Here is a 16,717-nt window from a genome sequence, read left to right as displayed (position 1 = left end):
CCGCCTCAGCGGGTGTTGGCGGCCATCATGGTGTCGAGGACCAGGCGGTCGGAGAGCTTGCCGGTCACGGGCCAGCCGCGGTCGAGCTCGTAGCGGCGGATCGCGTCCTGGGTGCGCTCGTCCATCTTGCCGTCCGTGCGGACGGGGCCGAACCCGGTGGCCAGCAGGGCGCGCTGGACCTTCTGCAGGCGTTCGTCGCCGCCCGCGGCGAGGGGCTCGGGTCCGCTGTAGCGGCCGAGGGGCGCGGGCGGCGGCATCACCGTCGTGGTCCGTACCGGGATCGGGGCCTGGCTGCGGGGCTGGACGGCGGCGATCAGCCGTTCGCTGGGCTCGCCGGTCGGCTGCAGGCCGAGCTGGCGCTCCAGCACCCGGATCGAATCCGCGGTCGCGGGCCCGGCGATGCCGTCGAGCGGCCCCGTGTAGAGGCCGCGGTCCTTGAGGACGACCTGGACGTCGTGGACCAGGGTGGAGGGTTCGGTCCGGGGCTTCGGCTTCGCGGTCGCGGCGGGGTTGGCGCCGGACGCCGCGGTCTGCGGGGCCGCGGGCGCGGGCTCCGGGGCGGCCGCGGTGCGGACCGGGGGCTCGGCGCTCGCCGCCGGCCGCGGCGGCGGGGGCGTGGCCGGGCGCACCGGGGCGTCGCCGGCCTGGGACCGGTCGGGCGTGCGCGGACCGGGGGCCGGCGCGGTCGCGAAGGGCCGCGTCTCGAAAAGCGGTGCGGGGTGGCGGCGCGGCTGGCTGCCGACCGCGTTGGAGACGATCATCAGCGCGGCGAGCGCGGAGACCAGGACGCCGCCGGACTTGACCGGATTCTGGAGCGCCAGCATGGCCATGCGGTACGGCAGTCCGCCCGGCGGGTCGAGAGCGAGCCGTGCCTCGAGGTCGGACACCGGCGGCCGGCGCATGGTGGAGTCGCCGCCGCGCGCGGGCCCGGGGCGGGCCGGCGCACCGACGCGCGGCGCGGACTGGTAGGATGCGGCACCCTGGACCCGGCTCATGCGCGCCTCTGCCTGGATTCCTGCGCCTCGGCGGCGCGCTCGGGGGCGGTCAGCGGGACGATCCGGACCGGCGACGACTTGGCGAGGTGGCCGGCCTCGGCCACCACGGGGATGCGCACCGTCACGCAGGTGCCCTCGCCCAGGCGGCTCTCGATCTCCACGGTGCCGCCGTGCAGGGCCGCGAGACCCTTGACCACCGACAGTCCCAGCCCGGTTCCCTCGTGCTTGCGGTCATAGCCGGAGTCGGCCTGCATGAAGGGGGTGCCGAGCCGCGCGATGTCGCGCTCCGAGATGCCGATGCCCGTGTCCCGTACAAAGATCGCGACGCGGTCGCCCTCCGGCCGGGCGCCCAGCGTCACGGAACCGCCGGGGTTGGTGAACTTGATCGCGTTCGACAGGAGGTTGATGAGGATCTGGCGGCAGGCGCGCCGGTCCGCCGTGACCTCGGGCAGGCCGGGGGCGATCGACGCGTTGATCCTGAGGCCGCGCTCGTTGGCCTGATGGGCCATCATGTGCCGGGTGTTCTCCAGAAGCTGGGGCAGGTCGAAGGGCTCGGGGCAGATGTCGAAGGCGCCGGACTCGATCTTGGACATGTCCAGGATGTCGTTGACGACCTGCAGGAGGTGCGAGCCGGAGTCGTGGATCAGCTGCACGTATTCGCGCTGGCGCGCATCCGGCAGCGTTCCGACCGTGCCCGTCCGCAGGAGCTCGGAGAAGCCGATGATGGCGTTGAGGGGCGTGCGCAGCTCGTGGCTGACGTTCGCCAGGAAGCGGGTCTTGGAGGCCGAGGCCATCTCGGCCTGCTCGCGGGCGCGCAGGAGTTCCTCCTCCTGGGTCTTGCGCTCGGTGACGTCCCGCATCACCGCAAAAACGCGAGCCTCGCGGGCGAGCGGATCGTCCTCGCTCAGCTGGCGGCAGCGCATCTCCAGCCAGACGTGGCGCGGCTTGCCGTCCGGCGCGGTGGCGCGGGCGCGGAACTCGACGGTGCCCGCCCCGCCGACGGTGGCGGCGTCCAGGATGGCGGTCAGATAGGCCGGACGGTCGGCGACGTGCACGCGCCGGAACAGGCCGTCACCGTGGGCCTCGCCGGGCGACATGCCCATCACCCGCTCGATGGCGGCCGACACGAAGATCACGTCGCCGTTCGGGCCGTGGCCGGTGACCATGTCGCCGATGTTCTCGGCCATCAGGCGGAAGTGGGCTTCGCGATTGCGCGCGACCTCGCTGGAAATCCGCGACAGGGCGTCCAGGCGAAAGGCGAGCAGGCCCATGTAGGCGATTCCGGCGGCCGAGAGGGCGAAGAGGAGGCGCTCGTTGGCGGGCTCGGTCGGCGTGGGCAGGAGCCCCATGGAGCCGGCGAGGGACACGCAGCCGACGGCGGCGAGGCCGATCATCAGCACGCCCTCGACCACCCGGCGCGAGCCCGACAGCGCGGCCTCGACGGGCAGTACGGCGAGCCAGATCAGGGCCAGGGACTTCGTGCCGCCGGTGAAGAGCGCGACCCAGGCGATGAGGGCCCCGATCGAGACGGCCAGCAGGAGATGCCCGAGCTGGAGGCGGCCGGTCTGCGAAACGGCGAGCGCGATCGGCGCCGGGGCGGCGAGCCAGAGCAGGGAGCCCGCCTCGGCCAGCCCCGTGGGACCGACGACGACCAGATGGATGGGCAGCGCGGCGAGGGCCAGCAGGCCGCCGACCAGGTTGACGGCGATGAAGGACCGGTGCCGGTGCAGCTCGATCGGATCGCCCGATGCCGAGGCATGGACGAGACCGTCGATGAACCGGCGGAAGGCCGGGAAGAGATCGAGCTTACGCAAAACCGTCACCAGAGCTCAGGGGCCGCAGGCGGCCCTGTCGGTCTCTCCGACGGAGGGATCGTGTCACGGCGGGGTTTAAGGAACGGCTAAGCGCATCGACCGGAAGCCTCCCCTGCGCCGGGTCCGGGCCGGTGCGTTCCGCTGCGGCGGCGGCTGACTTTGCGATCAGCGTTAACCAAGCCTTACACCGGGCCGGTTCGGGTGCGGCGCGGCGATCGTTCAAATTGTCATCAAATTCGATTCAAAGGTCCGGATCGGATCGAACCGTGTTTTCAAGCGCTTGCGCTAGTGTCTCGGACATCGGGGCCGGGAGCTCCGGATCGGGCCGGGGGACGAGGGCTCATGGGATTTTTCATTCGCGCAGGGCTTCTGGTCGGCATCGGGATCCTGCTCATTCCCGCCGACCAAGATGAAATCGCCCGCTCGGGCGACGCCCAGAAGGCGACCGCGCTGTCCACGCTGAGCTTCGCGAAAGCCGCCCTCGACGACCTTCGCGGCTTCTGCGGGCGCAACCCGGACGCCTGCGAAACGGGCTCGGCGCTTGCGGACGGCTTCAACGCCAAGGCCCGGACGGCCGCCAAGTGGGTCTACACGACGCTCGCCCCGGAGACGACCCGCCAGGCCTCAGCCCCGGCCCCCGCCCCGGCGGCGCCCGTCCCCCCCGCCGGCGCCGCCCCGGTGCCCACCGCCCATGCCGCCATCGCCGGCGACCCGATCGCGACCGGGACCGTCAAGGCGAAGCCGGAACCCAAGGAGATCGTCGTGCCCGTGCCGAAACCCAAGCCGGATCGGCCTGTCACGACAAGCTGAAGTGCGGCCCCGGTCCGTCGCGACCCATCCGGACCGTAAGCCGCCCGGCGCCCACCCCCTGCGCCGGTCTCCGCCGCGGCCGGCGTGCCCCATGCACGCCGGCCGCGGTGCTTTCTCACGCCGGGCCTCGCGCCGCCGCTTCTCTCGGCTGGAATGCGGCCTGACCGCATTCCCACGGGCGGCCGGACGCCCTATATCGGGCTCGGCCGGCGGATCGGGGACCGGACCGCATCCGGAGCATCCTTCGTGGCGCGCATCGACGACATCCTGGCCGACTTCGCCTTCATCGACGACTGGGAGGAGCGCTACCGCTTCCTCATCGAGCTCGGCCGTGCGCTCGAGCCCCTGCCGGAGGCGGCCCGCTCGGATGCCAACAAGGTGCGCGGCTGCGCGAGCCAGGTCTGGCTGGAGACGCGCATCGGCCGCGACGCCGAGGGCCGGACCATCCTCGACTTCCGGGGCGATTCGGACGCCCATATCGTCAAGGGACTCGTCGCCATCATCGTCGCGCTCTATTCCGGCCGCACGGCCTCCGAGATCGCCGGCCTCGACCCGGAGCCCGTCTTCAGGGCGCTCTCCTTGCGGGAACACCTGACCCCGCAACGCTCGAACGGGGTCAACTCCATGGTGGAGCGGATCCGCCGGGACGCGCGGGCCGCCGCCGCGGCCTGACGGCCGCTCAAGATCCGGCTCCGACCCGCGGGCGATAGTCCTCCGTTCCCCAGTGCCGGAGGGCGGCGCTCGCCGGGCCCTGCGCGGCTTCCGCCAGACCGTAGTGCACGGCGAGGCGTTCGAGGGCGATGCGCAGGACCACCTTGGCCGAGCGGGCGGGCCAGCGCCGCTCCGTCTCCACGGCTTCGAGCCCCTTCAGAAATCAGCAGACGTCGAGGAGCAGGCCGCCGAGGTCCGGGCCGACCGCGCGGACGGCGCCGGACACGCGGTCGCGGGCCGCGATGGCGGCGTCGGCGAGATCGCCGGGGCCGCCCCGCCGCCCTCCGCCCGACGAGCCCGGCCGCCAGTTGGAGGTGAGGCCGGGCATGAGGCCGCCGCGCGTGAAATCCCGGCGCAGGCGTTCGCCGGCCGCGAAGGCGGCCTCGCCGATGAAGGGCTCCCCATGCCGGTCGCGCCGTCGGCGCAGCCATGCGAGCGGGCTCTCGCCCTCGTCGACCAGGACGACGGGAGAGGACGGGTCGAGGGGATCCAGCGTGCGGGCGGCGGCGCGCTCCAGCGGGCGGTCGGGCCGGCCGGCGTCGGCGGGCTCGTCCAGGGCCGCGCGTCCGGCCGGGGTCAGGGCGATCTCGCCGCCCGGCAGGCGGGCCGTCAGGCCGGCCCCCTCGAGCGCCTCGAGCACCCCGCGGGCGACGCGCAGGCGTTCGATCGAGGCCGGGCCGATCCGCCGCAGGGCCGGGGCGGCGCCCGGCTCCCGCACGGCGGGACCGCGGCCCAGGAAGGCGAGGACCCGGCTCGTCGCCGGATCGGCGTGGCGGACGGGCGGCGGGGTCACGGCGCGCAGCCCGCGAGGACGATGTCGCGAAAGCCGTCGATCGCCTCCTCGATCACGCCGATGGCGGCCTCGGTATAGGGGTCGTCGCGGCGATCCTCGATCAGGCGGCAGGCATGCGCCACGGTGGTCCGGTCGCGCCCGAAGGCGGACCCGATGTCGGTCAGGCTCATGCCGAGCCGGACATGGCAGAGATACATGGCGACCTGCCGGGCGAGCGCCACGCGGGCGGAGCCTCGGGTCGCCCGCCTCAGGCTGCGGGCCGGGAGGCCGTAGGAGGCGGTCACGGCGGCCTCGACGAGGCAGAGAAGCGGGGTGGACGATCCGGCGCGCCGCGGCCCGCCCGGGCCCGTGCCGACGCGATGTTCGAACGTGGCCATAATGGGTGACCTCCGATCCGTGCATACTAGGAACTTATTCCCTTTCCATTGTTGTACGGTGCCGCGGAGCGGGGATAACTCGGGCTACTTATGGTGAATGCCTGCCAAACCTGCTCGCATCGTGGGAAACTTGTCCTCTCCTGTCGCAGCGGACCGAAGCTGATCCTCCTTGAGCGGAGGACAGTCATGATCGCAAGTCAGCGGGAATTCCGGGGGACTGCCGTCTCGGCGGGGATCGGGATCATGGTGGCGCGCGGGGCCGAGCTCTACCGGCGCGAGGTCATGCTGCCGCGGCTGATCCCGATCGATCCCGGGCTGATCGCCTCCAAGGAGGCGGACGCGCGCGACCGGGTGATCCGCATGCTGGCGCGGGCGCTCCGGGGCGAGCGCGCCCGCGGCCGCGCCGGGCATTGGACCTACAGCCTCGACCGGCATATCGGCCTGCTCCAGGCCTTCCGCGCCGAGCGGGACGCCCAGAGGGCGGAGCGCCGGCGGGCGAGGCCTCTGCGCTGAACCGGCGGGGTTCGTCCAGAAGGCGGGCGAGCCGCTTCGCCCCCGGCGTTGCCCGACGGCCTAGAGTTCCCTTCGATCGGCATCGCACCGGGGCCGACAGCTGGCGTCCGCGGCGGTGCGTTCGCCCGGGGACACAGGGCGGGGGCCGAATTCACATAGAGGGGCCGACAGGTGCAGGGCGGCGGCCGATCGCCGGCAGGCTGCGGCCCACGAGCTTCGGGCGGCGGGCGACGGGCCAGGCCGGCCGGCAGTTCATCGGACCCGCTCTGGCGTGCGAACCGGGGCGTCTTCCGGGTGCGACCGGCTGGGCCGGCTCCGGAACGACGAAAGCCGCCGCACGGGGCCGTGCGGCGGCTTTCGCAAGATTTGGAAGGCGGGAAGACTCAGCGAGAGCGGCGACGCTGCTGGCCGAGGCCCATCTTCTTGGCGAGGTCCGAGCGGGCCTGCGCGTAGTTGGGGGCGACCATCGGGTAGTCGGCCGGGAGGCCCCACTTCTCGCGGTACTCCTCGGGGGTCATGTTGTACTGCGTGCGCAGGTGGCGCTTCAGCGACTTGAACTTCTTTCCGTCCTCGAGACAGATGATGTAGTCGGGGGTGACCGACTTCTTCACCGGCACGGCAGGCTTCAGGGGCTCCGGCTGCGGTTCGGGCGCGACACCCGAAGAGGTCCTCTGCAGGGCGGCATAGACCTCGCCGATCAGGTTCGGAAGGTCCGTCGAATTCACGGTATTGTTGCTGACATAGGCCGACACGATATCGGCGGCCAAGTCGATCAGATTGGAATTGGCAGAAGAGTCGCTCATTTTTCACCTATCGAACCCGAAACCCGGGCGGTTGAGTGCGGCCCTGGATTTCATCGCCCCAGCTATCTTGCTGAACCGAGCTTGCTATCGTTCCGTCAAACCGAGGCGCTCCAAAGTGAATCGGCCGGCGGATCGGTTTCGATCTTCGTATAAGACCTCTTTTGCAGAAAAACAAGATGTCCTGGCCGTCAGAATCGGCCATTCGAGCGATGTCACCACAAAAAAGCGGTCGATTGCAGGTGTCGGCCTCGGCTCGCGCCGCTGTATCGCAAGCATATGGAAAAGACATCGCCGCGCCCGGCCGGCCGGGCGCGGCACTCGTCGATCCGCGCAGGTCGGCCTGCCGTCGCGGCCGGCCGGCCCGCCGAGGCGCCGGAAAGTAGCTCGACTGGACACCGGCGCGGTTCCGCGAGGGAGTCCTGAACGAAGCGATTGCCCGCCCCGCCCCGGGCGCCTATGTCAGGGCGGGTTGCCGCCGAGCCGGCGGGCCGCCCGCTTGGTGCATCGTCCTGGAGCAGACCCGCATGACCGCCGACGGAACCGGAGTCGTCACACCTCCCCGCGCCGCCCCGAAGCCCCTGGCGAGGCGCTTCCACGGGCGCGAGATCGTCGACGACTACCACTGGCTCCGGGCGGACAACTGGCAGGAGGTGATGCGCGACCCGGCCGTGCTGGCGCCGGAGATCCGCGCCTACCTGGAGGCCGAGAACGCCTACGCGGAGGCGGTGCTCGCCCCGACGGCGGCCCTGCAGCAGACGCTCTTCGCCGAGATGAAGGGGCGCATCAAGCAAGACGACTCCTCGGTACCGGCGGCGGACGGGCCCTACGCGTATGCGACCCGCTACGTCGAGGGGGCCCAGCACCCGATGGTGGTGCGGACGCCGCGCCAGGGCGGCGAGGAGCGGATCCTGCTCGACGCCAACGCGAGGGCGCAGGGCAAGGCCTACTTCCGGCTCGCCGGCGCGGCGCACTCGACCGACCACAGGCTCCTGGCCTGGACGTCGGACGACAAGGGCTCCGAGTTCTTCACGGTCCGCCTGATCGACCTGGAGAGCGGGGCGGATCTCGCCGACGAGATCCCGGAAACATCGGGCGGAGTCGTCTGGGCGAACGACGGACGCACGTTCTTCTACGTTTGGCTCGACGAGAATCACCGGCCTTCCAAAGTTTTCCGGCACGTGGTCGGCACCCCGCGCAGCGACGACGCGGTGGTCTACGAGGAAGCCGATCCCGGGTTCTTCATCGGGCTCTCGAAGACCCAATCGAACGCCTTCGTGTTGATCGGCGCACACGACCACGAGACGTCCGAGGCCTGGCTGATCGACGCCGACCGGCCGACCTCGGCGCCCCGGCTCGTGGCGGCGCGGCAGACGGCGGTCGAGTACGACGTCGACCACGGCGGCGACACGCTCTACATCCGGACCAACCGCGACGGCGCCGAGGACTTCAAAATCGTGACGGCGCCGGCGGCGGCGTCCGGGCCGGAGACCTGGCGCGACCTCGTGCCTCATGTGCCCGGCCGGCTGATGATCTCGCATGTCGTTCTGAAGCGGCACCTCGTGTGGCTCGAACGCGTGGAGGGGCTGCCGCGCATCGTGGTGCGGCGGCTGGCCGACGGCGCCGAACACGCGATCGCCTTCGAGGAGGAAGCCTATTCGCTGGGCATGTCGGGCGGCTACGAGTTCGACACGAACGAGCTGCGCTTCACCTATTCCTCGATGACGACACCCCAGCGGGTCTACGACTACGACATGGAGACGCGCGCAAGGGTGCTCCGCAAGGAGCAGGAGGTGCCGAGCGGCCATGACCCCGCGGCCTACGTGACGCGCCGCATCCAGGCGCCGGCGGCCGACGGGGAACTGGTGCCGGTGTCCCTGCTCTACCGCGCCGACACGCCGCTCGACGGGTCGGCGCCCTGCCTGCTCTACGGCTACGGCGCCTACGGCATCGCGATCCCGGCCGCCTTCTCGACCAACGCCCTGTCGCTCGTCGACCGCGGCTTCGTCTACGCGATCGCGCATATCCGGGGCGGCAAGGAGAAGGGCTACCGCTGGTACGCCCGCGGCCGGCGCGAATACAAGACCAACACCTTCGACGACTTCGCGGCGGCCGCGCGGGCGCTCGTCGATCGCGGCTACACGGCCAAGGGCCGCATCGTCGCCCAGGGCGGCTCGGCGGGCGGCATGCTGATGGGCGCCGTCGCGAACCGGAGCGCAGACCTGTTCGGGGCCATCGTGGCGGAGGTGCCCTTCGTGGACGTGCTCGCCACGATGCTGGACGACACGCTACCGCTCACCCCGCCCGAATGGCCCGAATGGGGCAATCCGATCGAGGACCCCGAGGCCTTCGACCGGATCCGGAGCTATTCGCCCTACGACAACGTCGAGGCCAAGCCCTATCCCGCCATCCTGGCGCTCGGCGGCCTCACCGATCCGCGCGTCACCTACTGGGAGCCCGCCAAGTGGGTCGCCCGGCTGCGCGCGACGAAGACGAACGACAGCCTGCTGATCCTGAAGACCAACATGGACGCCGGCCACGGCGGCGCGGCGGGACGGTTCGACAGGCTCAAGGAGGTCGCGCTGATCCAGGCCTTCGCCCTTCTGGCGGTCGGCAAGGCAGGGACCTGAGCCTCCCGGATCCGCGCGGCGCTCCCGCCGGGGATGCGGGGGAGTGGGGGGTGCCTCAAGGTCGGGGGCTCATTCGACCCTCATCCCTTCCACCGCATTCCCGGACAAGGCGCGGCACGCGCCGCAGATCCGGGATCCAGCGCGGGCGACGATCCGCAGCGCTGCGGCCGGTGGACGGCGCTGGACCCCGGCTCTCCGCTTCGCTCCGGCCGGGGATGCGGGGGAGAGGGGGTGCCTCAAATTCGGGGGCTTACCGGGAAGGCCCTCCGGCCCCCGGGGGCTCGTCCCGGTCGGCTTCGCCACGATGTTCGACCGCGGGGCGGAAGACCAGGACGCCCCCTTGAACGGCGGGCGGCCGCCGGGCGCGAGGCCCCGTCGTCAGGCCTTGCGGGTCGGGCAGGTGTTCACGCCGACCAGGGTGTAGGCCGGGCACCAGCCCATCAGGGCCGTCAGGATCGGCATGATGCCGATGAAGCCGACCCACTTCCAGGTGATCGTGGCCGGGCCGAAGAGCGCGAAGGCCAGCAGGGCGAGGCCCACCACGATCCGCAGCATCTTGTCCATTCCGCCGACATTGGCCGTCATGTCCGTCACTCCTCGTTGCAGCCGGCCCGGGCTGGACCGATCCGATGATGCATTCAAGCGCGGACGCGGGCGCGGGTCGGTGATTTGGTCACCCTGGCGCCCCTCATGCGTAATCGTGCGGAGGGAGCCGGTGCGCGGGAGCGCTCAGCTTTCGCGCTCGGCCACGGCCTGGAGGCCCGCCCGGTCGACGATACGGACCTCGCCGCGCTGGAGACGGACGAGGCCGTCGCGCTCGAACGCCTTGAGCTGACGGCTGACCACCTCCCGGGCGGAGCCGAGCTCGACCGCCAGGACGTGGTGCGTCGCCTCGACGGCGCCGCCCTCCGCGCGGTCGAGCAGAATGCGGGCGAGGCGCCCGTCGAGCCGGTGGAAGACCGCGTCCTGCATGGTGGCCAGCAGGTCGGCGAGGCGCCGGCCGAAATTGTGGAAGACGAATCGGCGGAACGGCTCCGACCGCGCCACCAGACCCTGGAAGGCTCCGAGCGGCAGCGCGACGGCGGCGGTGGCGGTCTCGACGATTCCCTCGGCCGCGTAGAGCGCGCCGCCGAGCAGGCAGGATGTGGTCAGCACGCAGCTTTCGCCCGCCCGCACCCGGTAGAGCACGATCTCCCGGCCCGTGTCGGCCGTCATCTGGACGCGGACGGACCCGTCCACCACGAGCAGATAGGCCGTGCAGGGCGAGCCGGGGCGGAACACGACCGTGCCGGCGGCGAGCGTCACAGCCTGGACCTGACGGGCGAGTGCGGCCGCGTCCTCGGGCGCGAGGTCCTGCAGTCCCTCGAAGCCGCGCATCCAGGTTCCGTCGGCCATCGCGCATCTCCCCCGCCCTGCCGGCACGATAGCGGCATCGGTGTACCGACCCAAGTCGTCGGGCCGCACGTCGTCAATCGAGGAAGCTGACATCGTCCATGCGCCGGGGAACGTTCATGCCCGGCAATTGCGTGCGCACCGGCTGGGCCGGCCCCGGGGCGGGTCCCTTCCGGCGACGCAGCGATACGTCCGCAACGCCCTTCAGTCGTCGCCGGACGGCCTCCAGGTCCGGCCCGAAGTAGCCGTTCCTGCCGCGCACGTAGCCGAGGTTGCGGCCGAGCATGGCGGTGACGGCGGCCTGCACGGTCCGGGGGCTCACCGGCTTGGCCAGGACGTAGTCGGCACCCGACGACATGGCGCGCTCGACCACCGGACGGCTGGCATGGCCGGTGACCAGCACGATCGGCATCATCGGATTGGCGAGGGAGCCGTCGTGGCGGATGTCGTCGATGAGATCGAGGCCGCTCTCGCGCGATCCGCCGGTCCCGGTCATGACGAGATCCAGGAAGACGAGGTCGATCGCGTTCTGCTCCAGGTGAAGGAGCACCTTGGCGGCCTCGGAGAGGACGTCCACGCGGCGGAACCCGAACGTGCGCAGCATGGTGCGCAGCATGTTCTGGAAGTTCCGGTTGTCGTCCATGACGAGGACGCGGTAGGCGGAGAAGTCGAGGTGGGTCGGCATGGGCGGCACTCTGGCGCCACACTGGAGCGGACTTGTAAAGAAGCCGTTCCTTTACGTCAGGCGAACCCACGGGTCGCCAGACGGAAACGGCCGCCCCCTTCGGGACGGCCGCCGGGTCGTGCGGTGGGGCCGGGGTCAGGCCGCGGCTTCGTAGAGCTCCAGGACGTAGTCCCAGTTGACGAGGCTGTCGACGAAGGCCTCCAGGTACTTCGGACGCAGGTTGCGGTAGTCGATGTAGTAGGAATGTTCCCACACGTCGACGCCGAGCAGCGGCACGCCGCCATGGACCAGCGGGTTCTCGCCGTTCGGGGTCTTGGTGATGACGAACTTGCCGTCCTTCAGCGCCAGCCAGGCCCAGCCGGAGCCGAACTGCGTCACGCCGGCCTGGATGAAGTCGGTGCGGAACTTGTCGTAGCCGCCGAGATCGGAGTCGATCTTCGACTGCAACTTGCCGGGCAGGCTCTTGCCGCCGCCGTTCGGCTTCATCCACTTCCAGAAGTGGATGTGGTTGTAGTGCTGGCCGGCGTTGTTGAAGAGGCCGGCATTCTTGCCGTAGCTCTCCTTGACGACCTCCTCCAGCGACTTGCCTTCCAGGCCGGAGTCCTTCAGCAGGTTGTTGCCGTTGGTGACATAGGCCTGATGGTGCTTATCGTGATGATACTCGAGCGTCTCCTTCGACATGTAGGGGCCGAGCGCATCGTACGCATAGGGGAGCGGGGGAAGTTCGAACGCCATGGGAGAGCTCCTTCTCGTGGGGCGCGTCGGCCGGACCGGAAGGCGGGCCGCCGCGAAATCGCCGTGTCGCGGTGGAACATAGGCCCCGCCGCCCGGACCGGCAACCACCCGTGACAGCGGCACCGGGCCGGGATAGGACGTTGCCCCGGGAGCACGCCCGGACCCCTTGCCGACCGACGGACCCGTGACAGAGCAGGCGAGAGAGATCCCGAGGACGATCGAAGCCGAAACGGCCGCGTTGCGCGCGCGCTCGGCCAGGCGGGTCGCCATCGGGACGGTCGCGGTGGTCCTTGCGATCGGCGCCGTCCTGGTCTGGCGGCTCGGCGACAACCGCATGCCAGCGCCGCGCGTGGTGATCGGCAGCGAGCCGCGCCCGGCCCGCCCGGACCCGAGGCCGGCGGCCAGGGTCCCGGCCTCCGCTTGGTCGACGGCCGCCTTCGACGTCCTTTCGGAGCCGGAGGAGACGGATCGCGCCTTCCTGGCGCCTTTCACCCTGTCGGCGCCTTACGAGATCGTCGATTCCATGACGTTCCGGGCCGGCGAGCGGCGGATCCGGCTCGGCCTCGCCAAGGGGGTGCGGCGGGGCGACGTCTGCTTCGGGGCGGACGGGCTGCGGTTCGCCTGCGGCCTCATGGGGCGGGCCTCGCTCGCCAACCTGATCCGGTCCAGCCCGGTGACCTGCCACCCGCTCGGCACCGCGGGCGACGGCACGCTCGTGGCGCAGTGCTTCGTCAACGGCACGGACATCGCCGCGCACCAGATCCGCGCCGGCCTCGCCCTTCCCGAGCCGGGCCTCGGCGGAACCTACCAGGCGATCGCCGAGCAGGCGCGCGAGGCCGTGGCCGGCGCGTGGAACGGGGGCTGGCGGCTGATGGACCTGCCCGACGACAAGCGCGACGGGCTGGTGCGCCCGCCGGAGGGTCCGCGGGGCGGCGATCCGACACGCACGGTCGAGCCGCCCGGGGCGGACGGCGATCAGCCGTGGGCGAAGTCCCAGTAGAGGCGGCGGGCGGTCTGGTACAGCGGGCCGGGCTGCAGGGAGCGGCCGTCGATGCCGACGATCGGCACGACCTTGGAGTAGTTGCCGGTGGAGAAGAGTTCGTCGGCCTCGAGCAGGTCCTGGTAGGAGACCATCGCCTCGACGACCGTCACGCCGGCACCGCGCAGGAGGTCGATCGTGCGCTGGCGGGTGATGCCGTTCAGGAACGTGCCGTTCGGGGCCGGCGTGTGGACCACGCCGTCCTTGACGTGGAACAGGTTGGCGGTGGCGAGTTCGGCCACGTTGCCGAGCATGTCCAGGACGACCGCGTTGTCGTAGCCCTTGTTGCGGGCCTCCATCAGGGCGCGGGCGTTGTTCGGATAGAGGCAGCCGGCCTTGGCGTCGAGCGGCATGGTCTCGCGGGTCGGACGGCGGAAGCGGGAGAGCGTGACCGTGAAGCCGGTCGGGGCCGGCATGGGCGTCTCGTAGAGGCAAAGGCAGAAGCGGGTCGACTCCGGGTCGGCCGGGACCGCCATGTAGCCGCCCTCCTCGGCCCAATACATCGGCCGGATGTAGAGCGCCGCCTCGTCGTCGAAGAGCGCCATGCCCTCGCGCGCCAGTTCCTCGATCGCCTCGGCGGCCATGGTCGGCTTCAGGCCGAGGGCGGTCGCGGAGGCGTTCACCCGGCGGCAGTGGCGATCGAGGTCGGGGGCGACGCCCTCGAAGGCGCGGGCGCCGTCGAAGACGCAGGAGCCGAGCCAGGCGGCATGGGTGCGCGGGCCCATGATGCCCGGGTTGCCTTCCAGCCACTGGCCGTCGAGCCAGGTCCAGGTGCGGGAGAATTGCGGGCCGGCCATGGCGTCCTCCGTCGTCTTGTTCGTTGCCGCGAAGCGGTCGGTGCATTCGACCCCAGCGGCGCGCGGAGGGGAAGTGGGATTTCCGGCCAGGGGTACCGCGGCGCTTCGCCGGGAACGGGTTCCCTTCCGGTCGGGGATGGGTCATTCTGCAGTGCAAAATCACAGGACTTTCCGGCGATGGCCTATTCCACCTTCGTGTTCGACGCCTACGGGACGCTGTTCGACGTGCACGCCGCGGTGCGCAAGCATGCGGCCGAGGTCGGGCCGGAGGCGCAGTTCCTGTCCGAGCTCTGGCGGGCCAAGCAGCTGGAATATTCCTGGCTGCTGACCATGATGGGCCGCTACCGCGACTTCTGGTCGCTGACCGAGGAGGCGCTCGACTATGCCCTGCAGCGGGTCCCGACCGCCAACCGCGCGACGCGCGCCGCGCTGCTCGACGCCTACTGGACCTGCGACACCTATGCGGAAGTGCCCGAGCTCCTGAAGCAGCTCAAGATGCGCGGGGCGCGGCTCGCGATCCTGTCGAACGGCTCGCCCAAGATGCTGGCCGCCGCCTGCCAGTCGGCGGGGATCGGCGATCTCTTCGACGACGTCGTCTCGGTCGACGAGATCCGGGTCTACAAGCCCGATCCGCGAGTCTACGACCTGATCACGACGCGCTACCGGGTCTTCCCCGAGGCGGTGTCGTTCCAGTCGTCGAACCGGTGGGACGCGGCGGGCGCGGCCGCCTTCGGGTTCCGCACCGTGTGGGTGAACCGCAACGGGCTGCCGGACGAGTATGCCGAGTTCAAGCCGGCCGCGGTGCTGCCGAACCTCGGCGGGCTGCTGGCGCTCGGCTGAGGGCGGGGCGCCGTCAGGCGGTCGCGGCGGCGCTCTGCGGGCGCCAGACGAGGAGGCGGTTCTCGACGATCGTGACGACCCAGTCGACCGCCAGGACGAAGATGGCCAGCACGACCATGCCGGCGAAGACACCCGTGGTGTCGAAGACGCCCTCGGCCTGGTGGATCAGGTAGCCGAGGCCGGCCGAGGAGCCGAGATATTCGCCCACCACCGCGCCGACCAGCGCGAAGCCGACCGAGGTGTGGAGCGAGGAGAACATCCAGGACAGCGCCGAGGGCCAGTAGACATGCCGGAAGAGCTGGCGCTCCGACATGCCCATCATGCGCGCGTTCGACAGCACCACCGGGCTCACCTCCTTGACGCCCTGGTAGACGTTGAAGAACACGATGAAGAAGACCAGCGTGACGCCGAGCGCCACCTTGGACCAGATGCCGAGGCCGAGCCAGAGCATGAAGATCGGGGCCAGGACCACGCGCGGCAGGGCGTTGACCATCTTGAGGTAGGGGTCGAAGACGGCCGCGACGAGCGGCTTCCGGGCGAACCAGAAGCCGACCATGATGCCGCCGAGCGCGCCGATGGCGAAGGCCAGGATGGTCTCCAGGAGCGTGATGTAGAGGTGGCCCCAGATCTTGCCGGAGGCGAACATCGTGTAGACCCGGCCGATCACGTCGAGCGGGGTGGAGAAGAAGAAGGGCGGCAGGAGATGGACGCCGCCGATCTTCACCGTGGAGCCGACGTGCCAGACGAGGAGCCCGGCGAGGCCGACCAGGACCTGGAGGCCGAGGAGTTGCAGCTTCTCTCGGGTCATCAGGCGTTCTCCCCGTAGGTCTTCACGACTTCGGCCTTGAGCTCGGACCAGATCGCCTTGTGGATCTGATGGAACCGCGGATCCGTGCGGATGTCGGCGGCGTCGCGGGGGCGGGCGAGATCGATCCGGTGGTCGCCGATCACGCGCGCCTCGGGGCCGGCGGACATGATGAGCACCCGGTCGGAGAGCGCGATCGCCTCCTCGAGGTCGTGGGTGACGAAGAGCACGGCCTTGCGGTCGGCAGCCCAGAGGTCGAGGAGCAGGCTGCCCATGATCTGGCGGGTCTGGGCGTCGAGGGGGCCGAAGGGCTCGTCCATGAGCAGGATCTTGGGGTGGCGGATCAGAACCTGCGCCAGGCCGACGCGCTTGCGCTGACCGCCCGAGAGCTCGTGGGGATAGCGGTCGAGGAAGCGGGCGAGCCCGACCCGGGTCAGCCAGGACTTCGCTTCGGCGAGCGCCTCCGCGCGAGCGACGCCGCGGATCTCCAGCCCGAGCGCGACGTTGTCGAGCGCGGTCTTCCACGGCATGACGGCGTCCTGCTGGAAGAGATAGCCGGCCTCGGGGTTGAGGCCCGCGAGCGGCTTGCCGAAGACCTCGACCGCGCCACCGGCCGGCTTCAACAGGCCCGCGACGGCGTTGAGAAGCGTGGACTTGCCGCAGCCGGTCGGGCCCACGATGGCGACGAACTCGTTCTCGGCCACCGCGAAGCTCGTCGGCGCGACCGCCTTGAAGGCCGGCTTGCCCTTCATCCGGAACTCGACGCGCACGTCCGTCAGCCGGATGGCGGGCCGGGCACCTTGCGGCCGATCGGCCGCCTTCAAGGGGACGACAGTCGCCATGTCTCTCTCCTGGCTCGCAGAGGTCTTATACGCACTCGCGCGGGCGCCCGCCATGCGTCGGCAGCCCCCCGGACTTGACGTCTGGTCGCGCCCGGTAAAATCTCAGGTGTGCAGCGCGACGGGGGATCTATATTTCTGG

General features: G+C 70.9%; 17 protein-coding genes and 1 pseudogene. 6 read left to right on the top strand and 12 right to left on the bottom strand.

What is annotated here, in order from left to right; all coding sequences use genetic code 11:
* Nucleotides 1-5 precede the first annotated feature (5 nt).
* Nucleotides 6-995 carry a peptidoglycan-binding domain-containing protein gene (locus WBG79_RS06805; RefSeq protein ID WP_337356351.1) on the bottom strand — a complete coding sequence of 330 codons (990 nt, stop codon included), beginning with the start codon at nucleotides 993-995 and terminating at the stop codon, nucleotides 6-8.
* Nucleotides 992-2,818 (bottom strand): sensor histidine kinase, encoded by a 1,827-nt coding sequence (locus WBG79_RS06800; protein WP_337356350.1) that lies wholly within the window; start codon nucleotides 2,816-2,818, stop codon nucleotides 992-994. The genes WBG79_RS06805 and WBG79_RS06800 overlap by 4 nt, the downstream gene beginning before the upstream one ends.
* A 333-nt stretch (nucleotides 2,819-3,151) precedes the next feature.
* Between WBG79_RS06800 and WBG79_RS06795 the strand changes: the two genes are divergently transcribed.
* Nucleotides 3,152-3,619 carry a DUF5330 domain-containing protein gene (locus WBG79_RS06795; protein ID WP_337356349.1) on the top strand — a complete coding sequence of 156 codons (468 nt, stop codon included), beginning with the start codon at nucleotides 3,152-3,154 and terminating at the stop codon, nucleotides 3,617-3,619.
* 246 nt (nucleotides 3,620-3,865) lie between these two features.
* Complete coding sequence (locus WBG79_RS06790; protein ID WP_337356348.1) at nucleotides 3,866-4,291, top strand: SufE family protein; 426 nt, start codon at nucleotides 3,866-3,868, stop codon at nucleotides 4,289-4,291.
* Between the two features lie 7 nt (nucleotides 4,292-4,298).
* Here WBG79_RS06790 and WBG79_RS06785 read toward each other — a convergent pair.
* Together WBG79_RS06785 and WBG79_RS06780 are read right to left on the bottom strand one after the other, a co-directional pair.
* Nucleotides 4,299-4,970, bottom strand: a pseudogene (locus WBG79_RS06785) (DUF6456 domain-containing protein).
* A gap of 149 nt (nucleotides 4,971-5,119) precedes the next feature.
* The gene (locus WBG79_RS06780) at nucleotides 5,120-5,500 is read right to left on the bottom strand and encodes a helix-turn-helix domain-containing protein (protein WP_337356347.1); all 381 of its coding nucleotides are present in this window, start codon (nucleotides 5,498-5,500) and stop codon (nucleotides 5,120-5,122) included.
* A gap of 186 nt (nucleotides 5,501-5,686) precedes the next feature.
* Between WBG79_RS06780 and WBG79_RS06775 the strand changes: the two genes are divergently transcribed.
* The gene (locus WBG79_RS06775) at nucleotides 5,687-6,013 is read left to right on the top strand and encodes a DUF6477 family protein (protein WP_337356346.1); all 327 of its coding nucleotides are present in this window, start codon (nucleotides 5,687-5,689) and stop codon (nucleotides 6,011-6,013) included.
* A 383-nt stretch (nucleotides 6,014-6,396) separates the two neighbouring features.
* Here the strand turns inward: WBG79_RS06775 and WBG79_RS06770 are convergent, their stop codons facing one another.
* A complete protein-coding gene (locus WBG79_RS06770) occupies nucleotides 6,397-6,816 on the bottom strand; it encodes a MucR family transcriptional regulator (protein ID WP_337356345.1) in 420 nt (139 codons plus the stop codon).
* Between the two features lie 524 nt (nucleotides 6,817-7,340).
* On the opposite strand from WBG79_RS06770, the gene WBG79_RS06765 reads away from it, so the two are divergent.
* A complete protein-coding gene (locus WBG79_RS06765; protein ID WP_337356344.1) occupies nucleotides 7,341-9,443 on the top strand; it encodes a S9 family peptidase in 2,103 nt (700 codons plus the stop codon).
* A 378-nt stretch (nucleotides 9,444-9,821) separates the two neighbouring features.
* On the opposite strand, the gene WBG79_RS06760 is transcribed toward WBG79_RS06765, so the two are convergent.
* The 4 genes from WBG79_RS06760 to WBG79_RS06745 form a co-directional block, all read right to left on the bottom strand.
* Entirely contained in the window at nucleotides 9,822-10,028 is a 207-nt protein-coding gene (locus tag WBG79_RS06760; RefSeq protein WP_337356343.1) for a YgaP family membrane protein, read from the bottom strand.
* A gap of 144 nt (nucleotides 10,029-10,172) precedes the next feature.
* Nucleotides 10,173-10,838, bottom strand: a complete 666-nt coding sequence (locus WBG79_RS06755) for a Crp/Fnr family transcriptional regulator (RefSeq protein WP_337356342.1) — start codon at nucleotides 10,836-10,838, stop codon at nucleotides 10,173-10,175.
* A gap of 73 nt (nucleotides 10,839-10,911) precedes the next feature.
* Nucleotides 10,912-11,520, bottom strand: a complete 609-nt coding sequence (locus tag WBG79_RS06750) for a response regulator (RefSeq protein ID WP_337356341.1) — start codon at nucleotides 11,518-11,520, stop codon at nucleotides 10,912-10,914.
* A 135-nt stretch (nucleotides 11,521-11,655) separates the two neighbouring features.
* Entirely contained in the window at nucleotides 11,656-12,255 is a 600-nt protein-coding gene (locus tag WBG79_RS06745; protein ID WP_337356340.1) for a superoxide dismutase, read from the bottom strand.
* Between the two features lie 238 nt (nucleotides 12,256-12,493).
* Here WBG79_RS06745 and WBG79_RS06740 point away from each other — a divergent pair, with 238 nt between their 5' ends.
* Entirely contained in the window at nucleotides 12,494-13,255 is a 762-nt protein-coding gene (locus WBG79_RS06740) for a thermonuclease family protein (protein WP_337356339.1), read from the top strand.
* Here the strand turns inward: WBG79_RS06740 and WBG79_RS06735 are convergent.
* On the bottom strand, nucleotides 13,231-14,091 hold the full coding sequence (locus WBG79_RS06735) for a branched-chain amino acid aminotransferase (protein ID WP_337356338.1): 861 nt from the start codon (nucleotides 14,089-14,091) through the stop codon (nucleotides 13,231-13,233). The genes WBG79_RS06740 and WBG79_RS06735 overlap by 25 nt on opposite strands.
* Nucleotides 14,092-14,268: 177 nt before the next feature.
* Between WBG79_RS06735 and WBG79_RS06730 the strand changes: the two genes are divergently transcribed.
* Nucleotides 14,269-14,931: a haloacid dehalogenase type II gene (locus WBG79_RS06730; protein ID WP_337356337.1), complete on the top strand. Its 663-nt coding sequence runs from the start codon at nucleotides 14,269-14,271 to the stop codon at nucleotides 14,929-14,931.
* 13 nt (nucleotides 14,932-14,944) lie between these two features.
* Here WBG79_RS06730 and WBG79_RS06725 read toward each other — a convergent pair whose 3' ends face one another.
* Together WBG79_RS06725 and WBG79_RS06720 are read right to left on the bottom strand one after the other, a co-directional pair.
* On the bottom strand, nucleotides 14,945-15,739 hold the full coding sequence (locus WBG79_RS06725) for an ABC transporter permease (RefSeq protein WP_337356336.1): 795 nt from the start codon (nucleotides 15,737-15,739) through the stop codon (nucleotides 14,945-14,947).
* Complete coding sequence (locus WBG79_RS06720) at nucleotides 15,739-16,578, bottom strand: ABC transporter ATP-binding protein (RefSeq protein ID WP_337356335.1); 840 nt, start codon at nucleotides 16,576-16,578, stop codon at nucleotides 15,739-15,741. The genes WBG79_RS06725 and WBG79_RS06720 overlap by 1 nt, the downstream gene beginning before the upstream one ends.
* Nucleotides 16,579-16,717 lie beyond the last annotated feature (139 nt).

The organism is Prosthecomicrobium sp. N25 (genome assembly GCF_037203705.1).
Classification (GTDB): domain Bacteria; phylum Pseudomonadota; class Alphaproteobacteria; order Rhizobiales; family Ancalomicrobiaceae; genus Prosthecodimorpha.
This window is presented reverse-complemented; position numbering and strand designations above follow the sequence as displayed.